General features: G+C 64.1%; 14 protein-coding genes. 7 read left to right on the top strand and 7 right to left on the bottom strand.

Annotation, left to right across the window (positions count from 1 at the left end; genetic code table 11):
* Positions 1-210: 210 nt before the first annotated feature.
* Complete coding sequence (locus ACF8RA_RS18950) at positions 211-1,593, bottom strand: APC family permease (RefSeq protein ID WP_392488096.1); 1,383 nt, start codon at positions 1,591-1,593, stop codon at positions 211-213.
* A gap of 281 nt (positions 1,594-1,874) precedes the next feature.
* Between ACF8RA_RS18950 and ACF8RA_RS18945 the strand changes: the two genes are divergently transcribed.
* The 4 genes from ACF8RA_RS18945 to ACF8RA_RS18930 all read left to right on the top strand — a co-directional run bounded on the left by ACF8RA_RS18945 (position 1,875) and on the right by ACF8RA_RS18930 (position 8,890).
* Positions 1,875-2,717, top strand: coding sequence for a helix-turn-helix transcriptional regulator (locus ACF8RA_RS18945; protein WP_010953510.1), 843 nt, complete (start codon positions 1,875-1,877; stop codon positions 2,715-2,717).
* Positions 2,718-2,759: 42 nt separating this feature from the next.
* Positions 2,760-4,142: an aspartate aminotransferase family protein gene (locus ACF8RA_RS18940; protein WP_392462213.1), complete on the top strand. Its 1,383-nt coding sequence runs from the start codon at positions 2,760-2,762 to the stop codon at positions 4,140-4,142.
* 195 nt (positions 4,143-4,337) lie between these two features.
* Entirely contained in the window at positions 4,338-5,831 is a 1,494-nt protein-coding gene (locus ACF8RA_RS18935) for an aldehyde dehydrogenase (protein ID WP_392519433.1), read from the top strand.
* 152 nt (positions 5,832-5,983) lie between these two features.
* Complete coding sequence (locus ACF8RA_RS18930; protein ID WP_392488094.1) at positions 5,984-8,890, top strand: HD domain-containing phosphohydrolase; 2,907 nt, start codon at positions 5,984-5,986, stop codon at positions 8,888-8,890.
* Between the two features lie 109 nt (positions 8,891-8,999).
* Here the strand turns inward: ACF8RA_RS18930 and ACF8RA_RS18925 are convergent, their stop codons facing one another.
* The gene (locus tag ACF8RA_RS18925; RefSeq protein WP_392519432.1) at positions 9,000-10,712 is read right to left on the bottom strand and encodes an FAD-dependent oxidoreductase; all 1,713 of its coding nucleotides are present in this window, start codon (positions 10,710-10,712) and stop codon (positions 9,000-9,002) included.
* A 194-nt stretch (positions 10,713-10,906) separates the two neighbouring features.
* Here ACF8RA_RS18925 and ACF8RA_RS18920 point away from each other — a divergent pair, with 194 nt between their 5' ends.
* The 3 genes from ACF8RA_RS18920 (at position 10,907) to ACF8RA_RS18910 (ending at position 13,719) form a co-directional block, all read left to right on the top strand.
* Complete coding sequence (locus tag ACF8RA_RS18920) at positions 10,907-11,683, top strand: IclR family transcriptional regulator (RefSeq protein WP_020190769.1); 777 nt, start codon at positions 10,907-10,909, stop codon at positions 11,681-11,683.
* Between the two features lie 138 nt (positions 11,684-11,821).
* The gene (locus tag ACF8RA_RS18915) at positions 11,822-12,874 is read left to right on the top strand and encodes a Gfo/Idh/MocA family protein (RefSeq protein ID WP_392519431.1); all 1,053 of its coding nucleotides are present in this window, start codon (positions 11,822-11,824) and stop codon (positions 12,872-12,874) included.
* A 29-nt stretch (positions 12,875-12,903) separates the two neighbouring features.
* Positions 12,904-13,719, top strand: a complete 816-nt coding sequence (locus tag ACF8RA_RS18910; protein ID WP_392462208.1) for a sugar phosphate isomerase/epimerase family protein — start codon at positions 12,904-12,906, stop codon at positions 13,717-13,719.
* Positions 13,720-13,872: 153 nt separating this feature from the next.
* On the opposite strand, the gene ACF8RA_RS18905 is transcribed toward ACF8RA_RS18910, so the two are convergent.
* The 5 genes from ACF8RA_RS18905 to ACF8RA_RS18885 all read right to left on the bottom strand — a co-directional run bounded on the left by ACF8RA_RS18905 (position 13,873) and on the right by ACF8RA_RS18885 (position 20,022).
* Entirely contained in the window at positions 13,873-15,198 is a 1,326-nt protein-coding gene (locus ACF8RA_RS18905; RefSeq protein ID WP_012052802.1) for an MFS transporter, read from the bottom strand.
* A gap of 241 nt (positions 15,199-15,439) precedes the next feature.
* Positions 15,440-17,128, bottom strand: coding sequence for an FAD-dependent oxidoreductase (locus ACF8RA_RS18900; RefSeq protein ID WP_176684646.1), 1,689 nt, complete (start codon positions 17,126-17,128; stop codon positions 15,440-15,442).
* A gap of 41 nt (positions 17,129-17,169) precedes the next feature.
* On the bottom strand, positions 17,170-17,490 hold the full coding sequence (locus ACF8RA_RS18895) for an NIPSNAP family protein (protein ID WP_003250862.1): 321 nt from the start codon (positions 17,488-17,490) through the stop codon (positions 17,170-17,172).
* Positions 17,475-19,208 (bottom strand): FAD-dependent oxidoreductase, encoded by a 1,734-nt coding sequence (locus tag ACF8RA_RS18890; protein WP_392519430.1) that lies wholly within the window; start codon positions 19,206-19,208, stop codon positions 17,475-17,477. Before ACF8RA_RS18890 ends, ACF8RA_RS18895 begins: the two co-directional genes overlap by 16 nt.
* Before the next feature lie 4 nt (positions 19,209-19,212).
* Positions 19,213-20,022 (bottom strand): shikimate dehydrogenase family protein, encoded by an 810-nt coding sequence (locus ACF8RA_RS18885; RefSeq protein ID WP_392514357.1) that lies wholly within the window; start codon positions 20,020-20,022, stop codon positions 19,213-19,215.
* Between the last annotated feature and the right edge of the window lie 63 nt (positions 20,023-20,085).

The following is a 20,085-nucleotide window of genomic DNA, read 5'->3' as shown; positions in this document are numbered from 1 at the left end:
GGCGATTACCGATGTCATAGGCGCTCGGTATTGTAAGCAAGCTTTTTAGTGATTGTATACAGCTCGAAGCGCCAGTGCCGGCCCCTCAGCAGGTAAGACCGCGAAGCGGCCCGCACAGGTCATATCCATGAATGCTCGCACCGCCTCAGCGCCCGGCCTTGCGTTCCAGCACCGGTACCCGCGAGGCAAAGGCGCGCAAGTCGTCAGGCGTCACTCGGCCATCTGCAGCTCTGGCAGCTTCATGCGGAATGCACGGGTCAGCCCCATTAGCACCAACAGGCCCAGGCCCATCCAGCACAGACCGATGGTAAACGACAGGCTGGTCAGGCTGCTCCATAGCCACAGCGTGCTGAGAAAGCCCAGCCCGGGAATGACGCCGTACAGCAGGGCGTTGCGGCAACCGCGCAGTTTCTGGTCGACCAGGTAGTGCTTGACCACCGCCAGGTTCACCGCCGAGAAGGCGAACAGTGCACCAAAGCTGATCATGTTGGCCACGGTATCCAGGGTGATCACCAGGGCGATCAGGGACAACAGGCTGACCACCAGGATGGCAGTGGCCGGCACGCGCTTTTTCGTCACCAACTGGCCGAATGCCCGCGGCAATGCGCCATCGCGGCCCATGGCGAACAGTACGCGCGATACGCTGGCCTGGGACACCATGGCCGAGGCGAAGCAGCCGGCCACGTAGGTAGCGGTGAAGGCGGTTACCAGCAGCTCGCCGCCCACCCGGCGCATCACGTCCACCGAGGCCGAATCCGGGTCGGCGAAGCTGCCCCAGTCGGGGAACACCATCTGTGCGCAGTAAGATACCACCAGAAACAGCAGCCCGCCGATCAACGACACCGCAAGAATCGCCACCGGAATGCGGTAGGTCGGGTTGCTGGTTTCCTCAGCCATGGTCGACACCGCATCAAAACCGAGGAACGACAGGCACAGTACGGCGGCACCGGTCATGATCAACGGCACGCTGAAGCCTTCGTGGTGGAAGGGGGCCAGCAGCGACACCGGCTCCGCCTGTCCGCTGAGCTTGAGAATGGACAGGGCGACGAAGACGATGATGAACACCAGTTGCACCACCACCAGTATCCAGTTGACCCGGGTGATCGACTCGATGCCGATCAGGTTGAGGAAGGTGACCAGGGCAATGGAGCCCGCGACCCACACCCAGGCATGGATGGCCGGGAAGTATTCCGACATGTAGATGCCGATCAGCAGGTAGCTGAGCAGCGGCAGGAAGATGTAGTCGAGCAGCAGTGTCCAACCGGTGATGAAGCCGATATGGCTGCCAAAGGCCTTGCGCGTGTAGGTGTAGACCGAGCCGGAGTAGGGGTGGGCCTGGACCATGCGGCCGTAACTGTAGGCGGTCAGCAGCATGGCGGCGAGCGTGAGCAGGTAGGCGGTGGGCAGATGCCCTTTGGTCATCTGGGTGACCAGCCCGTAGGTGGTGAATACGGCCAGGGGCACCATGTAGGCCAGGCCGAACAGCACCAGGGCGGTCATGCCCATGGACTTGCGGAAGCGGCCGGTGCTGGTACCGGGTTGCGAGGATGCATGCTGGGCGGGGCTATGGGCTGTACTTGTTGTTGTATGCATTGCTAACTCCTGAAAAGGGATGCAGGACACCGCGGCAGGCGAGCAGGCTCGCGACCGTTGGGTGTTGTGCAAGGAGGTCGAGCGGAAGCTCGCAGCGCTGGGGCGGGTTGATGCTCCCACACCCTGCAGGTACCCGGAATCACCCTTTGGGGTGAGCGGCCACTGCCCTTGCCCGGCTCACCCCAAAGGGTGATTCCGGTGTCTGCAGCGCCGTGGGAGTATCTGCTCAACGACGCACCGCACTGGCGGCGGTGCCACTGAAAAGAAACGGCAGGCCCAAAGTGACTAATCAACTGCTTTCAGAACAATGGTTCGAGCACCAGGCCAAGGTCACCGAGGCGATCGGCCGGCCGGGCTTTGCCGCCAGCCTGTTTGCGGCATTGGGTGTGATCCGGCCGATCCAGGCGACCACGGTGTACCTGTACCCGCACGACGGCATGCCCTGTGCGCTGTTCGAGCAGGATGACAAGGCGCCTTGGCAGCCTGAGGGCAATGTCAGCCGCTACCTGTCGGGCTTCTACCTGCTCGACCCGTTCTACGGTGCTTGCGTGGAACAGGTCGAATCCGGCTGCTACGGCCTGTTCGAAGTGGCACCCGATCACTTCGAGGTCAGCGAGTACTACCAATCGTTCTACCGCCACTCGCACCTGGAGGATGAACTCAACTACATCCTGCAGGTGGCGCCCGGGCAAAGCCTGGCGGTGTCGCTGGCCTTCACCGACAAGCTGGATGGGCAAAGCCGCACGCGGTTCGGGCTCATCACGCCTTGGGTGCTGGCGGTACTCGGCAAGCACTTTGCCGGGCTGGACAGCCGCGCAGGCCGCTTCGAGAACATCCTCGAGCAACGTATCCATGCCGCCCTGAACAACTTCGGCAGCTCGCTGTTGACCGAGCGTGAATGCCGTATCGCCCAGCTGATCCTGCGTGGCCACTCGACCAAGTCGCTGGCCGAGCGGCTGGGCGTATCGGAAGACACCATCAAGTCGCACCGCAAGAACGTCTACGCCAAGCTCGACATCGGCACCCAGTCCGAACTGTTCTCCCTGTTCATCGATGCGCTGGCCAATGCCCAGGGCGTGCTGGGCAAGGACCCGCTGGAAAGCTACATGGGCAAGCTGCGCTGAACGCCAGCCGCCCTGCAACCCCACCGCAAAGGAAAACCAACAATGAACGCGCCTTTCGCCCCGCAACGCCAGACCCGTGACTACCAGGCAGCCGATGCAGCCCACCACATTCATGCCTTCCTCGACCAGAAGGCGCTGAACGCCGAAGGGCCGCGGGTGATCGTTGGTGGCGAACGTTTGCACCTGTGGGACAGTGAGGGCAAGCGCTACCTGGATGGCATGTCCGGCCTGTGGTGCACCCAGCTCGGTTATGGCCGCCGTGACCTGACCGCCGCCGCGGCCACGCAGATGGATCAGTTGGCTTACTACAACATGTTCTTCCACACCACCCACCCGGCGGTGATCGAACTGTCCGAACTGCTGTTCAGCCTGCTGCCGGGGCACTACAGCCACGCGATCTACACCAACTCCGGCTCCGAGGCCAACGAGGTACTGATCCGCACCGTACGCCGCTACTGGCAGGTGGTTGGCCAGCCATCCAAGAAAATCATGATCGGCCGCTGGAACGGCTACCACGGCTCGACCCTGGCGGCCACGGCGCTGGGCGGCATGAAGTTCATGCACGACATGGGCGGGTTGATTCCGGATGTGGCACACATCGACGAACCCTACTGGTACGCCGAGGGCGGTGAACTGACCCCGGCCGAGTTCGGCCGCCGCTGCGCCCTGCAGCTGGAGGAAAAGATCCTCGAGCTGGGTGCCGAAAACGTTGCCGGCTTCATTGCCGAACCCTTCCAGGGGGCGGGCGGCATGATCTTCCCGCCGGAAAGCTACTGGCCGGAAATCCAGCGTATCTGCCGCCAGTACGACGTGCTGCTGTGCGCCGATGAGGTGATTGGTGGCTTTGGCCGCACCGGCGAGTGGTTCGCCCATGAATACTTCGGTTTCGAACCTGACACCCTGTCGATTGCCAAGGGCCTGACCAGCGGCTACGTGCCCATGGGTGGCCTGGTGCTGAGCAAGCGCATTGCCGAGGCGCTGGTGGAGCGGGGCGGGGTATTTGCCCACGGCCTGACCTATTCCGGCCACCCGGTGGCGGCGGCAGTGGCCATCGCCAACCTGAAGGCGTTGCGTGACGAAGGCATCGTCACCCAGGTGAAGGATGACACCGGGCCGTACCTGCAGCGCATCCTGCGCGAGGTGTTCGCCGACCACCCGTTGATCGGCCAGGTGCAGGGCGCCGGGTTGGTGGCAGCGTTGCAGTTCGCCGAGCACAAGCCGACGCGCAAACGCTTTGCCAACGAGAACGACCTGGCCTGGCAGTGCCGCACCTTTGGTTTCGAGGAAGGGGTGATCATTCGCTCGACCCTGGGCCGGATGATCATGGCCCCGGCCTTGATCGCCAACCACAGCGAGCTGGATGAGCTGGTGGAGAGGACCCGGATAGCCGTAGACCGCACGGCGCGGCTGGTCGGCAAGCTCTAAGCCGCTGACAAGGGTAACGCGCTTCCCTGTGGCAGCGGGCACGCCCGCGAACACCGGCGAAGCCGGTGCCATCCACCGTGTCGCCTGATTCGCGGGCATGCCCGCTCCCACAGAGGGAGTGCGGCGTGCTTGCGGACTGTGTGGTACCTGTTACTTGCGCAAGAAGGACCGCCCCGACGGTCGTCTGGAGTACAAATGTACACGCTCGAATTCTGGCAACAACGCGCCTCGGACCTCTACCTTCCGGCCCATGCACTGATCGACGGCAAACCCGTCAACGCACAGGATGGCGCCACCTTCGCAGCCATCAACCCCGCCACCAACAACGTAATGGCACAGGTTGCCGCCTGCGGCCATGCCGAGGTCGACCTGGCTGTCGCCAGCGCCCGTCGAGCCTTCGAGCAAGGCCCCTGGCCGCGCATGGCGCCGGGCGAGCGCAAGAAAGTGCTGCTGCGCCTGGCCGAGCTGATCATGGCCCATCATGAAGAACTGGCATTGCTGGACTCGCTGAACATGGGCAAGCCGGTGATGGATGCCTTCAACATCGACGTGCCGGGCTCTGCCCATGTGTTCGCCTGGTACGGCGAGGCGCTGGACAAGCTGTATGACCAGGTAGCGCCCACTGCTGCCAATGCGCTGGCCACCATCACCCGCGAAGCCCTCGGCGTGGTCGCTGCCGTGGTGCCATGGAACTTCCCCCTCGACATGGCCGCCTGGAAGCTGGCCCCGGCGCTGGCTGCCGGTAACAGCGTGGTACTCAAGCCCGCCGAGCAATCACCGTTCTCGGCCCTGCGCCTGGCCCAACTGGCGCTGGAAGCGGGGTTGCCGGAAGGCGTACTGAACGTGGTGCCGGGCCTGGGCGAGCAGGCCGGGCAGGCGCTGGGCCTGCACCCGGATGTGGACTGCCTGGTGTTCACCGGCTCCACCCAGGTGGGCAAGTACTTCATGCAGTACTCGGCGCAGTCCAACCTCAAGCAGGTGTGGCTGGAGTGCGGCGGCAAGAGCCCGAACCTAGTGTTCGACAACTGCCAGGACCTGGACCTGGCTGCGGAAAAGGCCGCTTTTGGCATTTTCTTCAACCAGGGCGAAGTGTGTTCGGCCAACTCGCGGCTGTACGTGCAGCGTGCCATTCACGATGAGTTCATCGAGCGCCTGCAGGCCAAGGCTCGCCAGTGGCTGCCCGGTAACCCGCTGGATCCGGCGAGCCGCGCCGGGGCCATTGTCGATGCCGAGCAGACCGGCCGCATAGAGGCCGCCATCGTGCGTGCCGGGCAAGAGGGCGCGAGATTGGTGTGTGGCGGCCGACGCCTGAACATCGAAGGTTCGGACAACTACATCGAACCGACCATTTTTGCCGGTGTTGAGGGCCGCATGAGCCTAGCGCGCGAGGAGGTGTTCGGCCCGGTGCTGGCGGTCAGCGCCTTCGACACGGAAGAAGAAGCCGTGCGCCTGGCCAACGACAGCATCTATGGCCTGGCAGCCTCGGTGTGGAGCGACGACTTCAACCAGGTGCACCGGGTAGCGCGGGCGTTGAAAGCCGGTACCGTATCGGTGAACACAGTCGATGCGCTGGATGTGACGGTGCCGTTCGGTGGGGGCAAGCAGTCGGGGTTTGGCCGCGATCTGTCACTGCACTCGTTCGACAAATATTCGCAGCTGAAGACCACCTGGTACCAGTTGCGCGGCTGATGTCCTGTTCATGGTCCGCGGCGCCTGCGTCGCGGTACAAGGTCTTGCACGCTCGTCTATAAACCTGTTTCCGGCCCGGCAGAACGCTCACCCGCACTCTACACTGCTGCAGACATCAGCCAAGGCAATGTGCCGCACATGGAGTACCTGGGATGGGCTGCGTGTCGACGGGGCGTTTTGTTGGCAATACAGGACGTGGTATTTCACTGCAGTGGCTGGTGGCGCTGGCTATCGTGCTGGGCATGCTGCTGCTCGGCGCCGCCCTGGCCTGGCAGGGTTACCGCGGAATTCGCCAAACCCTCGTGGCTGCTGCTGGCGATGCTGCCCAGCAGGTTGCCAAGACGATCGACGAGCGCGCCAGGCGCCTGATCGAGCCGGCGCAAAGCAGCATTCGCCTGCTTGCCCACAACACGACGCTTCACACCCAGGCACAGCGCATGGATCGGCTGCCACAGCTGGTGGAAATGCTGGACGCCAACCGCATGCTCAGCGCCGCCTATCTGGGTTACCCCAGCGGCGAGTTCCTGTTGGTGCGTCGCCTGCGTGACCCACAGCTGATGCAGCGTTTCGCCGCTCCACCGGGCACGGCTTTTCTGGTGCAGAGCGTCAGCCATGGCGACGGCGCCAAGGTGCAGGGCGAGTGGCGCTTTTATGATCGGGCGCTGAACTTGTTGCAGGCCCAGGCCAAACCTGACTATCGCTACGATCCACGCCTGCGTCCCTGGTTCGCTCAAGCCACGGTACAACCCGCTACTGTACTGACTCGTCCCTATGTGTTCTTCACCACCCGTGAGGTTGGCTTGACCATGGCCCAACGTAGCGTCGACGGTGGGGCCGTGATCGGCCTGGACGTTTCGGTCAACGACCTGGCCAGCGAGACTCAGGACCTGCGCATGACCCCTGGTACCGAGATTGTTGTGGTCGATGACCAGGGCAACGTTGTGGCCTATCCGGACCCGCAGCGGGCAATCGTGCACGAAGGGCAAGGCGTGCGCCTGTCGCGGGTCGCCGAGTTGGGCGCTCCCAGCCTGGCGCAGCTATACGCTGACCTGCCGAAGGGCAACCAGCCTCAGCCTTATCAGGTGGACGGCCAGACCTGGTATGGCATTCGTGTGCAGCTGACCACCCTGGCCGGGCACGACTTGCACGTGCTGATTGCCGTACCAGGCCACGAGCTGCTGGTGGGGGCACGCAAAGTCTTGTTCGAGCAGTTGCTCTGGACCGTGGCACTGATGGCCGTGTTGCTGGTGCTCGGCGGTGTGCTTGGCCGGCGCATTGGTCGCCCGCTGCGGCTGTTGCGCGAGCAGGTTCAAGGTTTGGCCAGTTTTGATTTCAGTCGTGAAGTGGGCGTGCACTCGCGGGTTTCCGAGGTGCGTGAGCTGAGCCGTGTGCTGAGTCGCATGTCCGGTACTATTCGCCACTTTCAGGCGATTACCCTTGCGCTCAGTCGCGAGCGAGACCTTGAGCGCATGCTCGATGGCGTGCTGAGCCATCTGGTAGAAGCTGCCGGGGGCGACGCCGGCGGGGTTTACCTGTACGACGCTGATCAGGCTTTGCTGCGCCTGGTCGCCTCGTGCCGCGGTGAACACTACCCAAGCGAGCTGGTAGTGGATGAAGGCGCCCGGCAGCACTTGGCTGCAACAGTGACCCAGGCCCTCGGCCTGCACGAGCGCAGCCTGGCCGTGGTGCTGAATGACCGTAGCCAGGCACTGTTGGGCATACTGGTCCTGCAAATGGACGAAGAGCAGGCGCATGAGCGGGTAGGCGAGGCATTCCGGCGCTTTGTCGAGGAGTTGTCCGGTGTGGCTGCAGTGGCCATCGAGACCCGCCAGTTGGTCGAAGCCCAGCAACGCCTGCTGGACGCCATGATCAAGCTGCTGGCAGACGCCATCGACGCCAAGAGCCCCTATACCGGTGGCCACTGCGAGCGGGTGCCTCAGCTGGCTCAGATGCTGCTGGATCAGGCAGTGGCAGCCGACAGCGGCCCGTTCGCCAGCTTCAGCATGACCGAGGCAGAGCGATACGAGTTCCGTGTGGCAGCCTGGCTGCACGATTGTGGCAAGGTCACCAGCCCCGAGTACGTGGTGGACAAGGCGACCAAGCTGGAGACCCTTTACAACCGCATCCACGAAGTACGCATGCGTTTCGAAGTGCTGTGGCGCGATGCGGAGCTGGCTTACTGGCAAGGCCTGGCCAGCGGCGCCGACCAGCAGGTGCTGAAAGCCGCACTGAGCCGAAGCCAGGCCGAGCTGCAGGACGACTTCGCTTTCGTCGCCCAGGCCAACATCGGCGGCGAGTTCATGCAGGACACCGATATCCAGCGCTTGCAGGTGATCGGCAAGCGACGCTGGCTGCGCCATTTCGATAACCGCCTGGGCATCTCCCGAGACGAGGCGGAACGCCTTGTCGGCGTGCCGCAGCCTGAACTACCGACAGAGGAGCCATTGCTGGCCGACCGCCCCGAGCACTGCGTGCCCTGGGGTACTCGCACGCCGCCGGTGGTGAAGGGCGACCCGCGTAATATCTGGGGGTTCGATATGCACCTGCCAGGCCACGCCAGCAACTACGGCGAGTTGTACAACCTGTCGATCCGCCGTGGCACGCTGACTGACGAAGAACGCTTCAAGATCAACGAACACATCGTGCAGACCATCATCATGCTCAGTGCACTGCCGCTGCCGCGCCAGCTCAAGCGGGTACCCGACATCGCCGGCAACCACCACGAAAAGATGAACGGCAGCGGCTATCCGCGCCGTCTGGACGGGCAGGACCTGGGCATTGCCGAGCGAGTGATGGCGATTGCCGACATCTTCGAAGCACTGACGGCAGCAGACCGGCCGTACAAACCTCCGAAGACGCTGTCTGAATCGGTGAAGATCCTGGTGTCCATGGCCCGCGAGGGGCACGTCGACGGGCAACTGCTACAGCTGTTCCTCAGCAGCGGGGTATTTCGCCAATATGCCGAGCGCTTCCTGCGCACCGAGCAGATCGACGAGGTGGATGTGGCCTACTGGCTGGCGCAGATTCAGGAGCGTTGCGCAGCCAGACCTGTGAGCTGAGGGACGACAACGCTGAAAAAATCAGGCCGCGTGGCGCTCGATTCAAGCGCCACGGCCTTTCGCAGTGTCCTCCTGGAGACCGCCAACCACCCAGGTAGCGTGGATCAGCTCACTCATACTCCTGCACCCCTGCAATATGCCGCCCGGCGACATAGCCAAAGGTCAGCGCCGGTCCCAGGTTGATGCCACCCGACGGATACCAGCCACCCAACACGCTGGCCATGTCGGTACCTGCTGCGTACAGGCCTGCAATCGGTTGTGCGGACTCATCCAGTACACGGGCATTGCCGTCGGTGCGCAACCCGGCAAAGGTGCCAAAACAGCCAGGCTTTACTTTCACCGCATAGAACGGCCCGTGCTCGATGGGCGCCACGCAAGGGTTAGGGCCCTTGTGCTGTGGGTCACCCTGCTTGCGGTTGAACGGCGTGGAACCGCGGCCGAACGCCGGGTCCTGGCCGTTACGGGCATGGCTATTGAAGTCAGTGACCGTGGCGCGCAGCTCGGACGGGTCAATGCCGCAGGCCTGGGCGAGTTGCTCGAGCGTGGCGCCGCGTTTCAGGTAGCCGTTGCGCACATGCGGGCCTACCGGCAGCGGTGCCGGGCGGGCATGCCCCAGGCCATAGCGGCGCAAGAAGCGATGATCGCAAACCAGCCACGAGCACACCTCCTGACCCTGCGGCACTGCAGCGACCATGGCCGACACATAGTCGTAATAGCCATGCGCTTCGTTGACGAAACGCTTGCCGTTGGCCAGCACGCCGATAACGCCCGGTTTGCCGCGCTCGATAATGTGCGGGAAGTGGCCGACGCTGCCGTCGCGATACGGCACCTGTGAAACCGGTGCCCAGGCCACTGGCGACTTCAGGTCGGTGGCAACCACGCCGCCGGCGGATTCACCCAGCCGCAGGCCATCGCCAGAACACCCCTTGGGCGGCAGCGCCAGGTTGTCGTGGCCGCTGGCATCGCGCGGGAACAGTTGCTGGCGCCGGGCGTTGTCATTGGGGAAACCACCTGCCGCCAGCACCACGGCCTTGGCGCGGATCAGTTGCTCGCCCTGTGGCGTAGCGACCCACGCCCCGCGCACCTGGCCACCCTCGATAAGCAGGCGTTTGGCCGGCGCCGATGCTTGCAGGTGTACACCCAGGTCCTGTGCGGATTTAGCCAGGCGCGCCACCAGCGCCACACCGTTGACCAGGTGCATGGCCCGACCATGGCGGGCCAGGTGGTACAGGTGGCGGCCAAAGCGCTTGCACACGTGCAGCAGGGCCTTGGGCGAGCGGGTCATGTTGAGGAAGGCGGCAAGGTCGGCACCGGCCATGATCGGCATGCCCATGAACGAGGTTTCGCGCATGGTCTTGCGCAAGCGTGGCAGCAGGGCGCCAACCTCGCGGGCATCGTAGGGCGCAGCGATCACCTGGTGGCCGCCAAGGGCTGCCCCCGGCGTATCGCCATGCATGTCCGGGATGCCGTTGCCGTCGGCAAACTGCAACGCCGTGTACTTCTCGAAAAACGCCACCATGTGCGGGCACGCCTCGAGGAAGGCATCGACGCGCTCGGCATTGTAGTTTGCCCCCAGCTCATGGCGCAGATAAGTCCGCGGTTGCTCGATGTCTTCCTCGATGCCGGCCCTGCGCGCCAGCGGGTTGCGTGGCACCCAGGCCCAGCCGCCGGACCAGGCGGTGGCACCGCCAAACACCGGTTCTTTCTCCGCCACGATCACCTTCTGCCCATGCCAGGCAGCCGTGACGGCCGCCGCCAGCCCGGCGGCGCCAGAACCTATGACCAGTACATCGCATGCGGTTTCGAGAGGAGCGGAAGACATTGCGGGTTTCCTGTGTTTTTATTGGTACAATGTTCCACATTCTTATCGGCAGCGGGTGGTCCTGCAAGGTCAGGTCGGGCATGTCAGGCAAGAACTGGGCGATCATCGGACATTCGAGGTGGCCCGAGCTGCGCTGGCTGGCGACGATGTGGAATCATCTTCTAGAATCCGCAAAAAAATCAGGGACCTGTGACATGGCTGGTAGTCAGATCGAACGCGCCTTCAGTCTTGTAGAAAGCCTTACCGGTGAACCCCAAGGGCTGCCGTTACAAACCCTGGCCGAGCGCCTGGACATTCCCAAAAGCGCTGCCCACCGCATGCTCACTGAGCTGGTGCGGCTGGGCTACGTGCGCCAGAACCGGGAAAGCAGCCGCTATCAGCTGTCGGCCAAGCTGGTAGCGCTGGGCTTTCGTTACCTCGCCAGCAGCGGTGCCGACATCATCCAGCCGATTCTTGACCGCCTGGCCCAGGACAGCGGCGAACTCGTGCGCCTTGGGGTGATCGACGGTGCCCGGCAAACCTGGATCGCCAAGTCCCAGGGGGCGCGCTCCGGGCTGCGCTATGACCCGGATATGGGGCGCGACGCGCCGCTGTTCTATACCGCCTCCGGGCATGCCTGGCTGGCCAGCCTGGACGATGAGCAGGCGCTGCAGATGGTGTTGCGCCAGGGTATTGCCGACCCCGACCAGTTCGGCCCCAACGCGCCACGCTCCACCGACGAGCTGCTCGCCTACCTGCACCGCGCCCGCGAGCGTGGTTATGCCTGGGTCGAGGAAACCTCCGCCATCGGCACCTCAGCCCTGGCCGCAGTGGTGCGCCGGCCGCAAAGTGACGAGGTGATCGGCGTGCTGAGCATCGCCGGGCCCAGCGCGCGGCTGGCACAGAGCCGCCTTACAGCGCTGGCACCGCTATTGCTGGCGGCGGCAGAAGAGCTGTCGGCGGCCAGTCCCGCCAGCGAGCTGTTTGCCTGAGGGGATATTCCGGTCGATTACCGCACAGTCTGTTGCGCCTGTTCTTCTGAAAAGCTGAACTTGGTTCTAAATTGTCGAGTGTAAATTGTGGAACCAGGTTTCAGAATTTCATGACAACAATGACAAGAGGACAGGCTGTTGAACCCACCCCTTCGTATTGCCTTGATTGGCGCCGGCATCATGGGCCGGCAGCATTACCAGCATTTGCGCAATGTGCCGCAAGCCCAACTGTGTGCCGTGGCCGACCCCGGCCCGCAGGCCGAGGCCTTCGCTGCCGAGTGCGGCGTGCCTTGCTTTGCCGACCACCGGCAAATGCTGGAGCAGGTGCGCCCCGAGGCAGTGATCGTCGCCAATCCCAACAACCTGCATGTCGCCACCGCCCTGGATTGTGTCGAGGCCGGGGTGCCGGTGCTGCTGGAAAAACCGGTGGGCGTGCACCTGGATGAAGTGCGTGCACTGGTGGAAGCCTCACGCCGCCGAGGTGTGCCGGTGCTTGTAGGGCACCATCGCCGACACAATCCGCTGATCGCCAAGGCGCACCAGGTGATCAACGAAGGCAAGCTGGGCCGTTTGATCAACGTCACCGCGCTGTGGCAACTGCAAAAGCCCGACAGCTATTTCGAAACGCCCTGGCGCCGCGAGCCAGGGGCCGGTTTCTTGCTGACCAACCTGATCCACGACCTTGACCTGTTGCGTTACCTGTGCGGCGAGGTGGTGCAGGTGCAGGCCTTCACCCGCAACGATGTCCGCGGTTTTGCCAACGAAGACAGCGCCGCGGTGCTGCTGCAGTTTGCCAACGGTGCCCTGGGCAGCCTGACCGGGTCCGACGCGGTGGCTGCACCGTGGAGCTGGGAGCTGGACGCTGGCGAAAGCCCCGTGTACCCGCGCCAGGACGGCCAGCCGTGCTATCTGCTGGCCGGCACCCAAGGAGCACTGAGCATTCCCCAGCTAAAGCGCTGGCATTACGCCGAGGCAGGCTCGGGCTGGCATACGCCCCTGTTGCAAAGCTCGGAAAGCATCCCCGCCGGCGAGGCATTGACCCTGCAACTGCAGCATTTTGTGCGGGTTGCCCGGGGTGAACAGGCTCCGCTGATCGACGCTGCCGACGGGGGGCGCACACTGGCGCTGATCGAAGCGATAAGGCAGGCAGCCCAGAGCGGTCGGGCTTGCGCGCCCGCGCACATTGGCTGATGCAACCTTACTATTGCTGGTGATGATTAATGACTGATCGAATTTTTTCCCTCGCGGCCCTGACGGTGCTCGAGCTGTCTCCACCGGACATGGTCGAGGCCGCCGCCCGAGCGGGCTACAGCCATGTCGGCCTACGGCTGGTGCCAGCCACCGAACAGGAGCGGCATTTCCCGTTGGTTGCCGATGCCGAACTGCGTCGGCAAACCCAGGCGCGCTTGCGCGACACGGGCATCAAGGTGCTCGACCTGGAGATCCTGCGTCTTGAGCCGGCAACCTGTGTGGCCGATTTCGAAGCGATCCTGGCGGTGGGCGCCGAGTTGGGTGGCACTGAATTGCTGGTAGCGGGCAACGACCCTGACGAAGCGCGCCTGACCGAACGCTTTGCCGCATTGTGCGAACTGGCGGCACGCTACGGCATTCACCCCCACCTGGAGTTCATGCCCTGGACCGACGTACGTGACCTGCGCCAGGCCATGCGGGTGGTGGCCAACGCCGACCGCGCCAATGGCTGCGTACTGGTGGATGCCTTCCACTTCAACCGCTCCGGGTCTTCGCTGGACGACCTGGCGCAGCTGAAGCCGCAGCGCATGCGCTATGCCCAACTGTGTGACGTTGCTGGCCCGGTACCGGCCGACATGGACGAGATACTGCGCCAGGCGCGTAACGAACGTCGCTTCCCGGGTGATGGCGATGCTGACCTGGTTGGCCTGTTACGCGCCTTGCCGCCGAGCATGCCGCTGAGCCTGGAAACCCCTACGCGGCAATTGCTGGAGCAGGGCATCAGCGGCGAACAGCGTGCGCGCATGGCGCTGGAGAAAGCCAAGGCGGTGCTGGCCGCAGTCTGATTGGGCGAACGTGGTGCATGGCACCGGCTACGTCACGTCCGTGGGGCAACCCGCTCACACACCGAACGTTGCAGTGGCGTTGTCCGCTTCTCAAAAATACCAGGCCAAAAAAAGGGCCCGCAAGGGCCCCGTAGAGGTAAGTGGTTAGCGCTCTCAGGCGCTCTCGACCTTGCGCGGTGCCATGAAATACATCCACACCAGCGCCAGGAAGTACATGGCGGGGATCATGGTAAACAGCACCGCATAGTTGTTGTTGGTAGCGGTCAGCACGCTGCCGACAATCTGCGTCATGAACATCCCGCCAATTGCCGCACACATGCTGCCGAAGCCGAATACGGTGCTCACCAGGTGCTTGGGTGTGTAGTCCATCACCAGGCTCCATATATTCGCCGTCCACGCCTGGTGCGCGCCCACCGCGATCGAGATGGCCGCCACCGCGACCCACAGCCCACTGGCGTTGGCGGCAAAGATGACGCTGAGCATGGTGCAGGCAAAGATCAGCATGGACACCAAGCGCGCTGTCGTAGCGCGCACGCCACGGCCAATCAGCCACGACGACAGGATGCCTCCCCCGATGCTGCCGAAGTCTGCCGTCAGCCAGATGATGATCAACGGGATCCCCATCTGGGTCACGTTGATGCCCAGGCTGTATTGCTGGTTCAGGAACGGCGGCAGCCAATACAGGTAGAACCAGAACACCGGCGCGGTAATCGCATAGGCCACTGCAAAAGCCCAGGTGCCACGCAGGCGCAGGATACGGCTGAACGGCACGCGGGTCGGCTCTGGCTCATCATCCTGCTGGATGTACTGCACCTCGCTCTGACGCACGCGGGGGTGGTCTTCAGGGTTGTAGTACTTCAGCACCCAAAACACGACCCACACCAGGCCCAGGCTGCCCATGGCGATGAACGCAGCCTGCCAGCCCCACACAGCCAGGATCAGCGGCAACAGCGCGGGGGTGACCATGGCACCAACGTTGGTACCGGCGTTGAACAGCCCCGTTGCAATTGCCCGCTCACCTGCCGGGAACCACAGGCGCACGGTCTTGACGCAGGCCGGGTAGTTGGCGGCCTCAGTCAGGCCGAGGATGAAGCGGCAGACCATGAAACCTGCCGCCGAGGTGGCCAGGCCGTGGGCACCCGTGGCCAGGCTCCACAGCAATACAGCGAAGAAGAAGGCCCGTTTGACCCCGACTTTGTCGATCAGCCGGCCTTGCAGCAGAAAGCCGATGGCGTAGCCGACCTGGAACCAGAAATTGATGTTGGCGTAGTCCATCGCCGTCCAGCTCATTTCCTTGGCCAGCACGGGCTGCATGATGCCGAGGGCGGCGCGGTCGATGTAGTTCAGGGTGGTGGCGAAGAACACCAGGGCCAGCATGCCCCAACGGGTCTTGCCGACGCCAAAGGCGCCGCGGAGCTTGTCGCCGATCGAGCCCTGGGACATCCGGGGCGCGGCGGGGGGGATCTTGGAGTGGTTCATAGACTGCTCGTTTCTTGAAATTGTATTCAGCTGCGGTGCTACGGGTACGTGACCGCTTCCCAGGCAGGGGGGCACGCAAGGCCGGTGCATGGTGAGCAGTGAAGACAGCAGCGTCAATTCAAGAGACGGGCTACTGTTCGGTTATCGAACGGTTGCGTTAGACCGCGGGCGCGGCAGGGATTCACGTCACTGAAGGGTAGAAGGCTTTGGCCTTGGTTGCCTGATGGGCGCAAAACCGACATCAATGATGTGCACAGCCCCCGCTCAACGCTCTACCGGCCAGATACCCGAAGGTCATCCCTGGCCCGAGGGTAATGCCGCCGCTCGGGTAGTACCCACCCATCACGCTGTGCATGTCGTTACCCACTGCAAACAACCCGCGTATCGGCTGCCCTGCGTGGTCCAGTACGCGGGCCGAGGCGTCTGTGTCCAGGCCGGCGAAGGTGCCAAGGCTGCCTGGCAGCAGTTTCACCGCATGGAACGGCCCCTTCAGCAACGGCCGAAGCGACGGGTTAGGTGCCTGCTGCGGGTCGCCTTGGGCCTGGTTGTAGGCCGACGCGCCACGCAGAAAGGTTGGGTCTTCACCTTGTGCCGCATGATGGTTGAAGCCCTCCACCGTGCGCTGCAACTGCTCGGCGTCGATCCCGCAGCGCTGCGCCAGTTGCGCCAGGGTAGCGCCGCTGTGCAAATAGCCACTGCGCTGATAGAAGCGGGTAGGGAAGGGAAAGGGCTTGGCCCAACCGATGCCATAGCGTCGTTGCGCAGCATGGTCGCAGATCAGCCAGGCCTCCGGCTGCTCAGCCTGCGGCGTGGCGGCGAAAAGCGCGTTCATGAAGTCGTGGTAGCAATCGGCTTCGTTGACGAAGCGCCGACCATCGCGGCGCACGGCGATGAAACCGGGCTTCGCGCGGTCGATCAGGTGTGGAAAATGGCCGAAATGGCCATTGCCGCGCGGTACCTGCGATACCGGCGCCCAGGCGCCCCCGTGGGCGCCTGCCGCAGACACCTGGCCACCCGCCTGTTCGCCCAGGCGCAAACCGTCACCGCTATTCTCCCTGGGCGCAGCGGAGTAATGCTGGTCACCGTCCGGCGCGTGCGGCATCAGTTGCGAGATACGCTGGCGATCATGTGGGAAACCACCGCACGCCAGCACCACACCACGCCGTGCGTAGATCGTTTGGCCGTCGGCAAACAGCGCGCCGTTGACCCGTTCTTCGCACAACAACAGTCGGCTGGCCGCTTTCTCGGTCAGCAATATCACGCCACGATCAAGGGCGCTGCGCAGCAGGCGCGCTACCAGCGCGTTGCCATTGACCAGATGTAGGCCGCGACGGTGCAGCAGCAGGTCTCGGCCATGGCGCAACAGGCGCTTGCCAACATGCAGCGCTGCCTTTGGCGAGCGTGTGGTGTTGAAGAAGGCAGCCATGTCGGCACCTCCGGCAATGCCCATGCCGGCCAGGCTGACGATGTCCAGCGGCGGGCGCAACTTGTGCAGCCAAGGCCCTAGCCGTCGCCCGTCGTAAGGTAATGCACACAGCGAGCGACCGCCGCGTGCACTGCCATCGCCTTCACGCATGTCGGGCATACGGCTACCGCACTGGAACTGCACGGCAGTGTGTTGCTGGAAGAACGCCACCATTTCCGGACCATGGCGCAGGAAGGCGCGTTGACGCGGGTCCAACTCGCGGGTGTGGGTTTGCGCACGCAAATAGCGCTCCGGGGCATCGTCGGCTTCGACGATGCCTTCGGCGATGGCCAGAGGGTTGCGCGGTATCCACAACCAGCCCCCCGACCAGGCGCTGGTGCCGCCCAGCTGGCTGGCTTTTTCCGCGACGACCACTGTCAGGCCATGATGCGCGGCGGTTACGGCGGCAGCCAGGCCAGAGGCGCCGGAGCCGATGACGAGTACGTCACATTCAAGGGGGGGCATGGAAGGGGTCCGCTCGGCTGTTGGAAGAGGTGGGGTGTGGCTTACTGCAGCGGTGAGAAACCGGTCGGGCGCAGCAGGCGCGATTGCAGGCGCAGTACCGCGCCCAGCTCGCGGTTGCGTCGCGAGAATTCTGCCCAGCGTGAGTCTGCCGCCATGGCTGCGCGGCGTGCCATGCGGTCGTCGAGGCTGGCATAGCCCCAGATGTGCACCACTTGGTTGACGTCGCCGAACTCGCTGGTGAAAAAGCCCACCAGGTTGCCCAGGTGTTCGCTCTGCACCTCGAGTGCGTGGCTTTGGTACAGGGCCAGCCAGTCGGCCATTTTCAATGGGTCGAGGGTGTAGGTTCTCAGTTCGTAGTACATGCCGGGTTCTCCGTAGGGGTAGCCGGCGCCTGCAGGCGCGCGGTGACGTGGTTGGCAGCAAGCCAGCCGAAGGTGAGGGCAGGGCCCAGGGTGATGCCGGGGCCGGGGTAGGTGCCCTTCATCAGTGAGTTCATGTCGTTGCCCACCGCATACAGCCCGGGAATCGGCAAGCCGCTGCGGTTCAGCACGTTGGCATCGGCGTTGGTCACCAGGCCACGGGCTGAACCGAGGTCGCCGGTGTGAATGCGGATGGCGTAGAACGGCCCCTTGGTAAGGGGTGCCAAGCATGGGTTGGGCGTATGTTGTGGGTCGCCCATGTAGCGGTTGTAACTGTTGCCGCCTTTGCCAAAGGCGCGGTCGATGCCATTGCCGGCATCGCTGTTGAACTGTGAAAGTGTTTGCGCAAACACCTGTGGATCGACGCCGATGGCCAGGGCCAGTGCCTGCGATGTGGTGGTGCGATACAGGTAGCCTGCGTCGATCAACGCCTGGTTGTTGACGGGCTTGGGCCGCGCCAGGCCAAGCCCGTAGCGGTTCATTGCCTCGGCATCGCAGACCAGCCAGCAGCTGGCAATGCCTTTGGCGAACATGGTGTGCACGAAGTGGTGGTAGGAGTCGGACTCGTTGACGAAGCGCCGCCCGGTTTGGTCTACCGCAATCACGCCCGGCTTGGCGCGGTCTGTGACCAGGTGCGGGAAGCGCTCACGTTCACCATCGGCATGACGTAGTTCGGAAACCGGTGCCCAGAAGAAGTTGGCCGCCAGGCCCTCGCCCTCGGCTGCTGCCACGGCCTGGGCAAGGCGCAGGGCGGCTCCGTCGTTGGCCGGTGGTGACAGGGTCAGGTGCGGCGCCTTTTGAGCCGGGCGGTAGTCGGCGGCCATTGCGCCTGCTGCGAATCCGCCCATGGCGCACACCACGCCACCACGGGCCATTACCCGCTCACGTCGGCCCTCGCGCTGTATGACCACGCCCGTGATCACGCCGCGCTCGGCGATCAGCTCCACGGCTTCGCTGCGCAACCACAACTGCGTGCCGTGGGCGAAGGCGCTGGTGGCCAGGCGGGCGATCAATGCGTTGCCGGTGGTAAGCCGGGTGCCGCGTGGGTGCTGCAGGCGGTCGCGCGCGTAACGCGCCATCAGCTTCAGGCAATGCCACAGCGACCTGGGTGAGCGGCGAATGCTGAGGAAATGCTGGATATCCACCCGGTTGACCATCATGCCGCCGAACAGCAGCATGCCGGGCGGTGGCATCTGCAGGTCCTTGAAGCGTGTGCCCAGGCGCTTGCCGTCGTATTCGGCCATTTCCAGCGCCCGGCCGAACTGAGTGGCGCCGGGTGCATCCGGGTAATAGTCGGGCGAGAGTGGGCGCAGGGCATAACGCAGTTCGGTGTTCTGCTCCAGCCAGCGCAGCGCCTGGTGGCCATGCTCGATGAAGGCGTCGCCCAAGGCGGGGTCGTAGCCGTCGCCGATGACCTGCTTGAGGTAGGTGCGCATTGCCTCGGGGGAATCCTTGGCGCCGGCGTCACGGGCTTGGTCGGTGCCGTACAGCCACACCGCGCCGCCAGAAATCGCCGAGGTGCCGCCAAAGCGTTCGGCCTTTTCCACCACCAGCACCTTCAGCCCACGGCGGGCCGCGGTGGCGGCAGCGGCAAAACCACCGGCACCGCTGCCCAGCACAATCAGGTCGAAGCTGTTTTGTGTGTGCTCCAGAGTCGTCATGGCCTCAGATCTCCAACGGCGTGACGCCCATGAAGGCGCCAAGGTGGCCCAGTTGGGCGAAGGCCATTTCCGGGCCAGTCTGGATCCTGCAACCTACTTGCCGCGCGCGGTTCAGCAGCGGGGTGATCTCGGGTGAGGTGACCACGTCGGCGACCAGGGTGTCTGGCAGCAGGGTAGCCAGCAGGGCGGCGGACAACGGCAGCTCTGCGCGGGTGCCCATGCCGACTGGGGACGCGTTGGCCACCAGGTCGAAGTCTTCCAGCCCACTGAACTGTGTGCTGACCGTAAGCCCGGGGAAGCCGTTGCCGAGCAGTTCGCATACAGCACCCATGCGTGCTGTGCTGGGGTCGCTGAGGGTAATGCTGGCGATCCCTGCCTCAGCCAGTGCATAGGCAATGGCACTGCCAACACCGCCGCAACCGATCACCAGTGCCCGTTTGCCCGCCGGCTCGAAGCCATGCTTGTGCGCAGCGCCGAGGAAGCCGGCGCCGTCCACGTTGTCGCCCAGCAGGCGTCCGTCGCGCTCGCGGCGTATCACATTGACCGAACCCAGGGCAGCTGCGCGCACGCTCAGGCCGTCCACGCGGTTGGCGAGCGCCTGCTTGTAAGGCACGGTGACCACGCAACCGCGCAGGTTCTGCCAGCCACGCAGGGTATCCGCAAAGCTGCCCAGCGCCGCCTCGTGCAGGTCGATGGGCAGCATGGCGAGGTTGCAGTTGTTGTGGTTGAACCAGGTATTGAAGTTTTGCGGGGACTTCACCTGGGCGATGGGCGAACCGACGATGGCGACCAGTTCAGTGGAACCTCGAATCATGCTGACCTCCTTATTGGCGTTGTTATGGAGGCAAGGGTGAGGCAGAGGGGCGTGGGCAACAAT

Origin of the sequence: Pseudomonas sp. FYR_5, assembly GCF_043106315.1 — a bacterium.
Lineage (GTDB): Bacteria > Pseudomonadota > Gammaproteobacteria > Pseudomonadales > Pseudomonadaceae > Aquipseudomonas > Aquipseudomonas putida_Y.
Note: the sequence above shows the minus strand (reverse complement) of the source record. Positions and strands in the feature narration are given on the sequence as shown.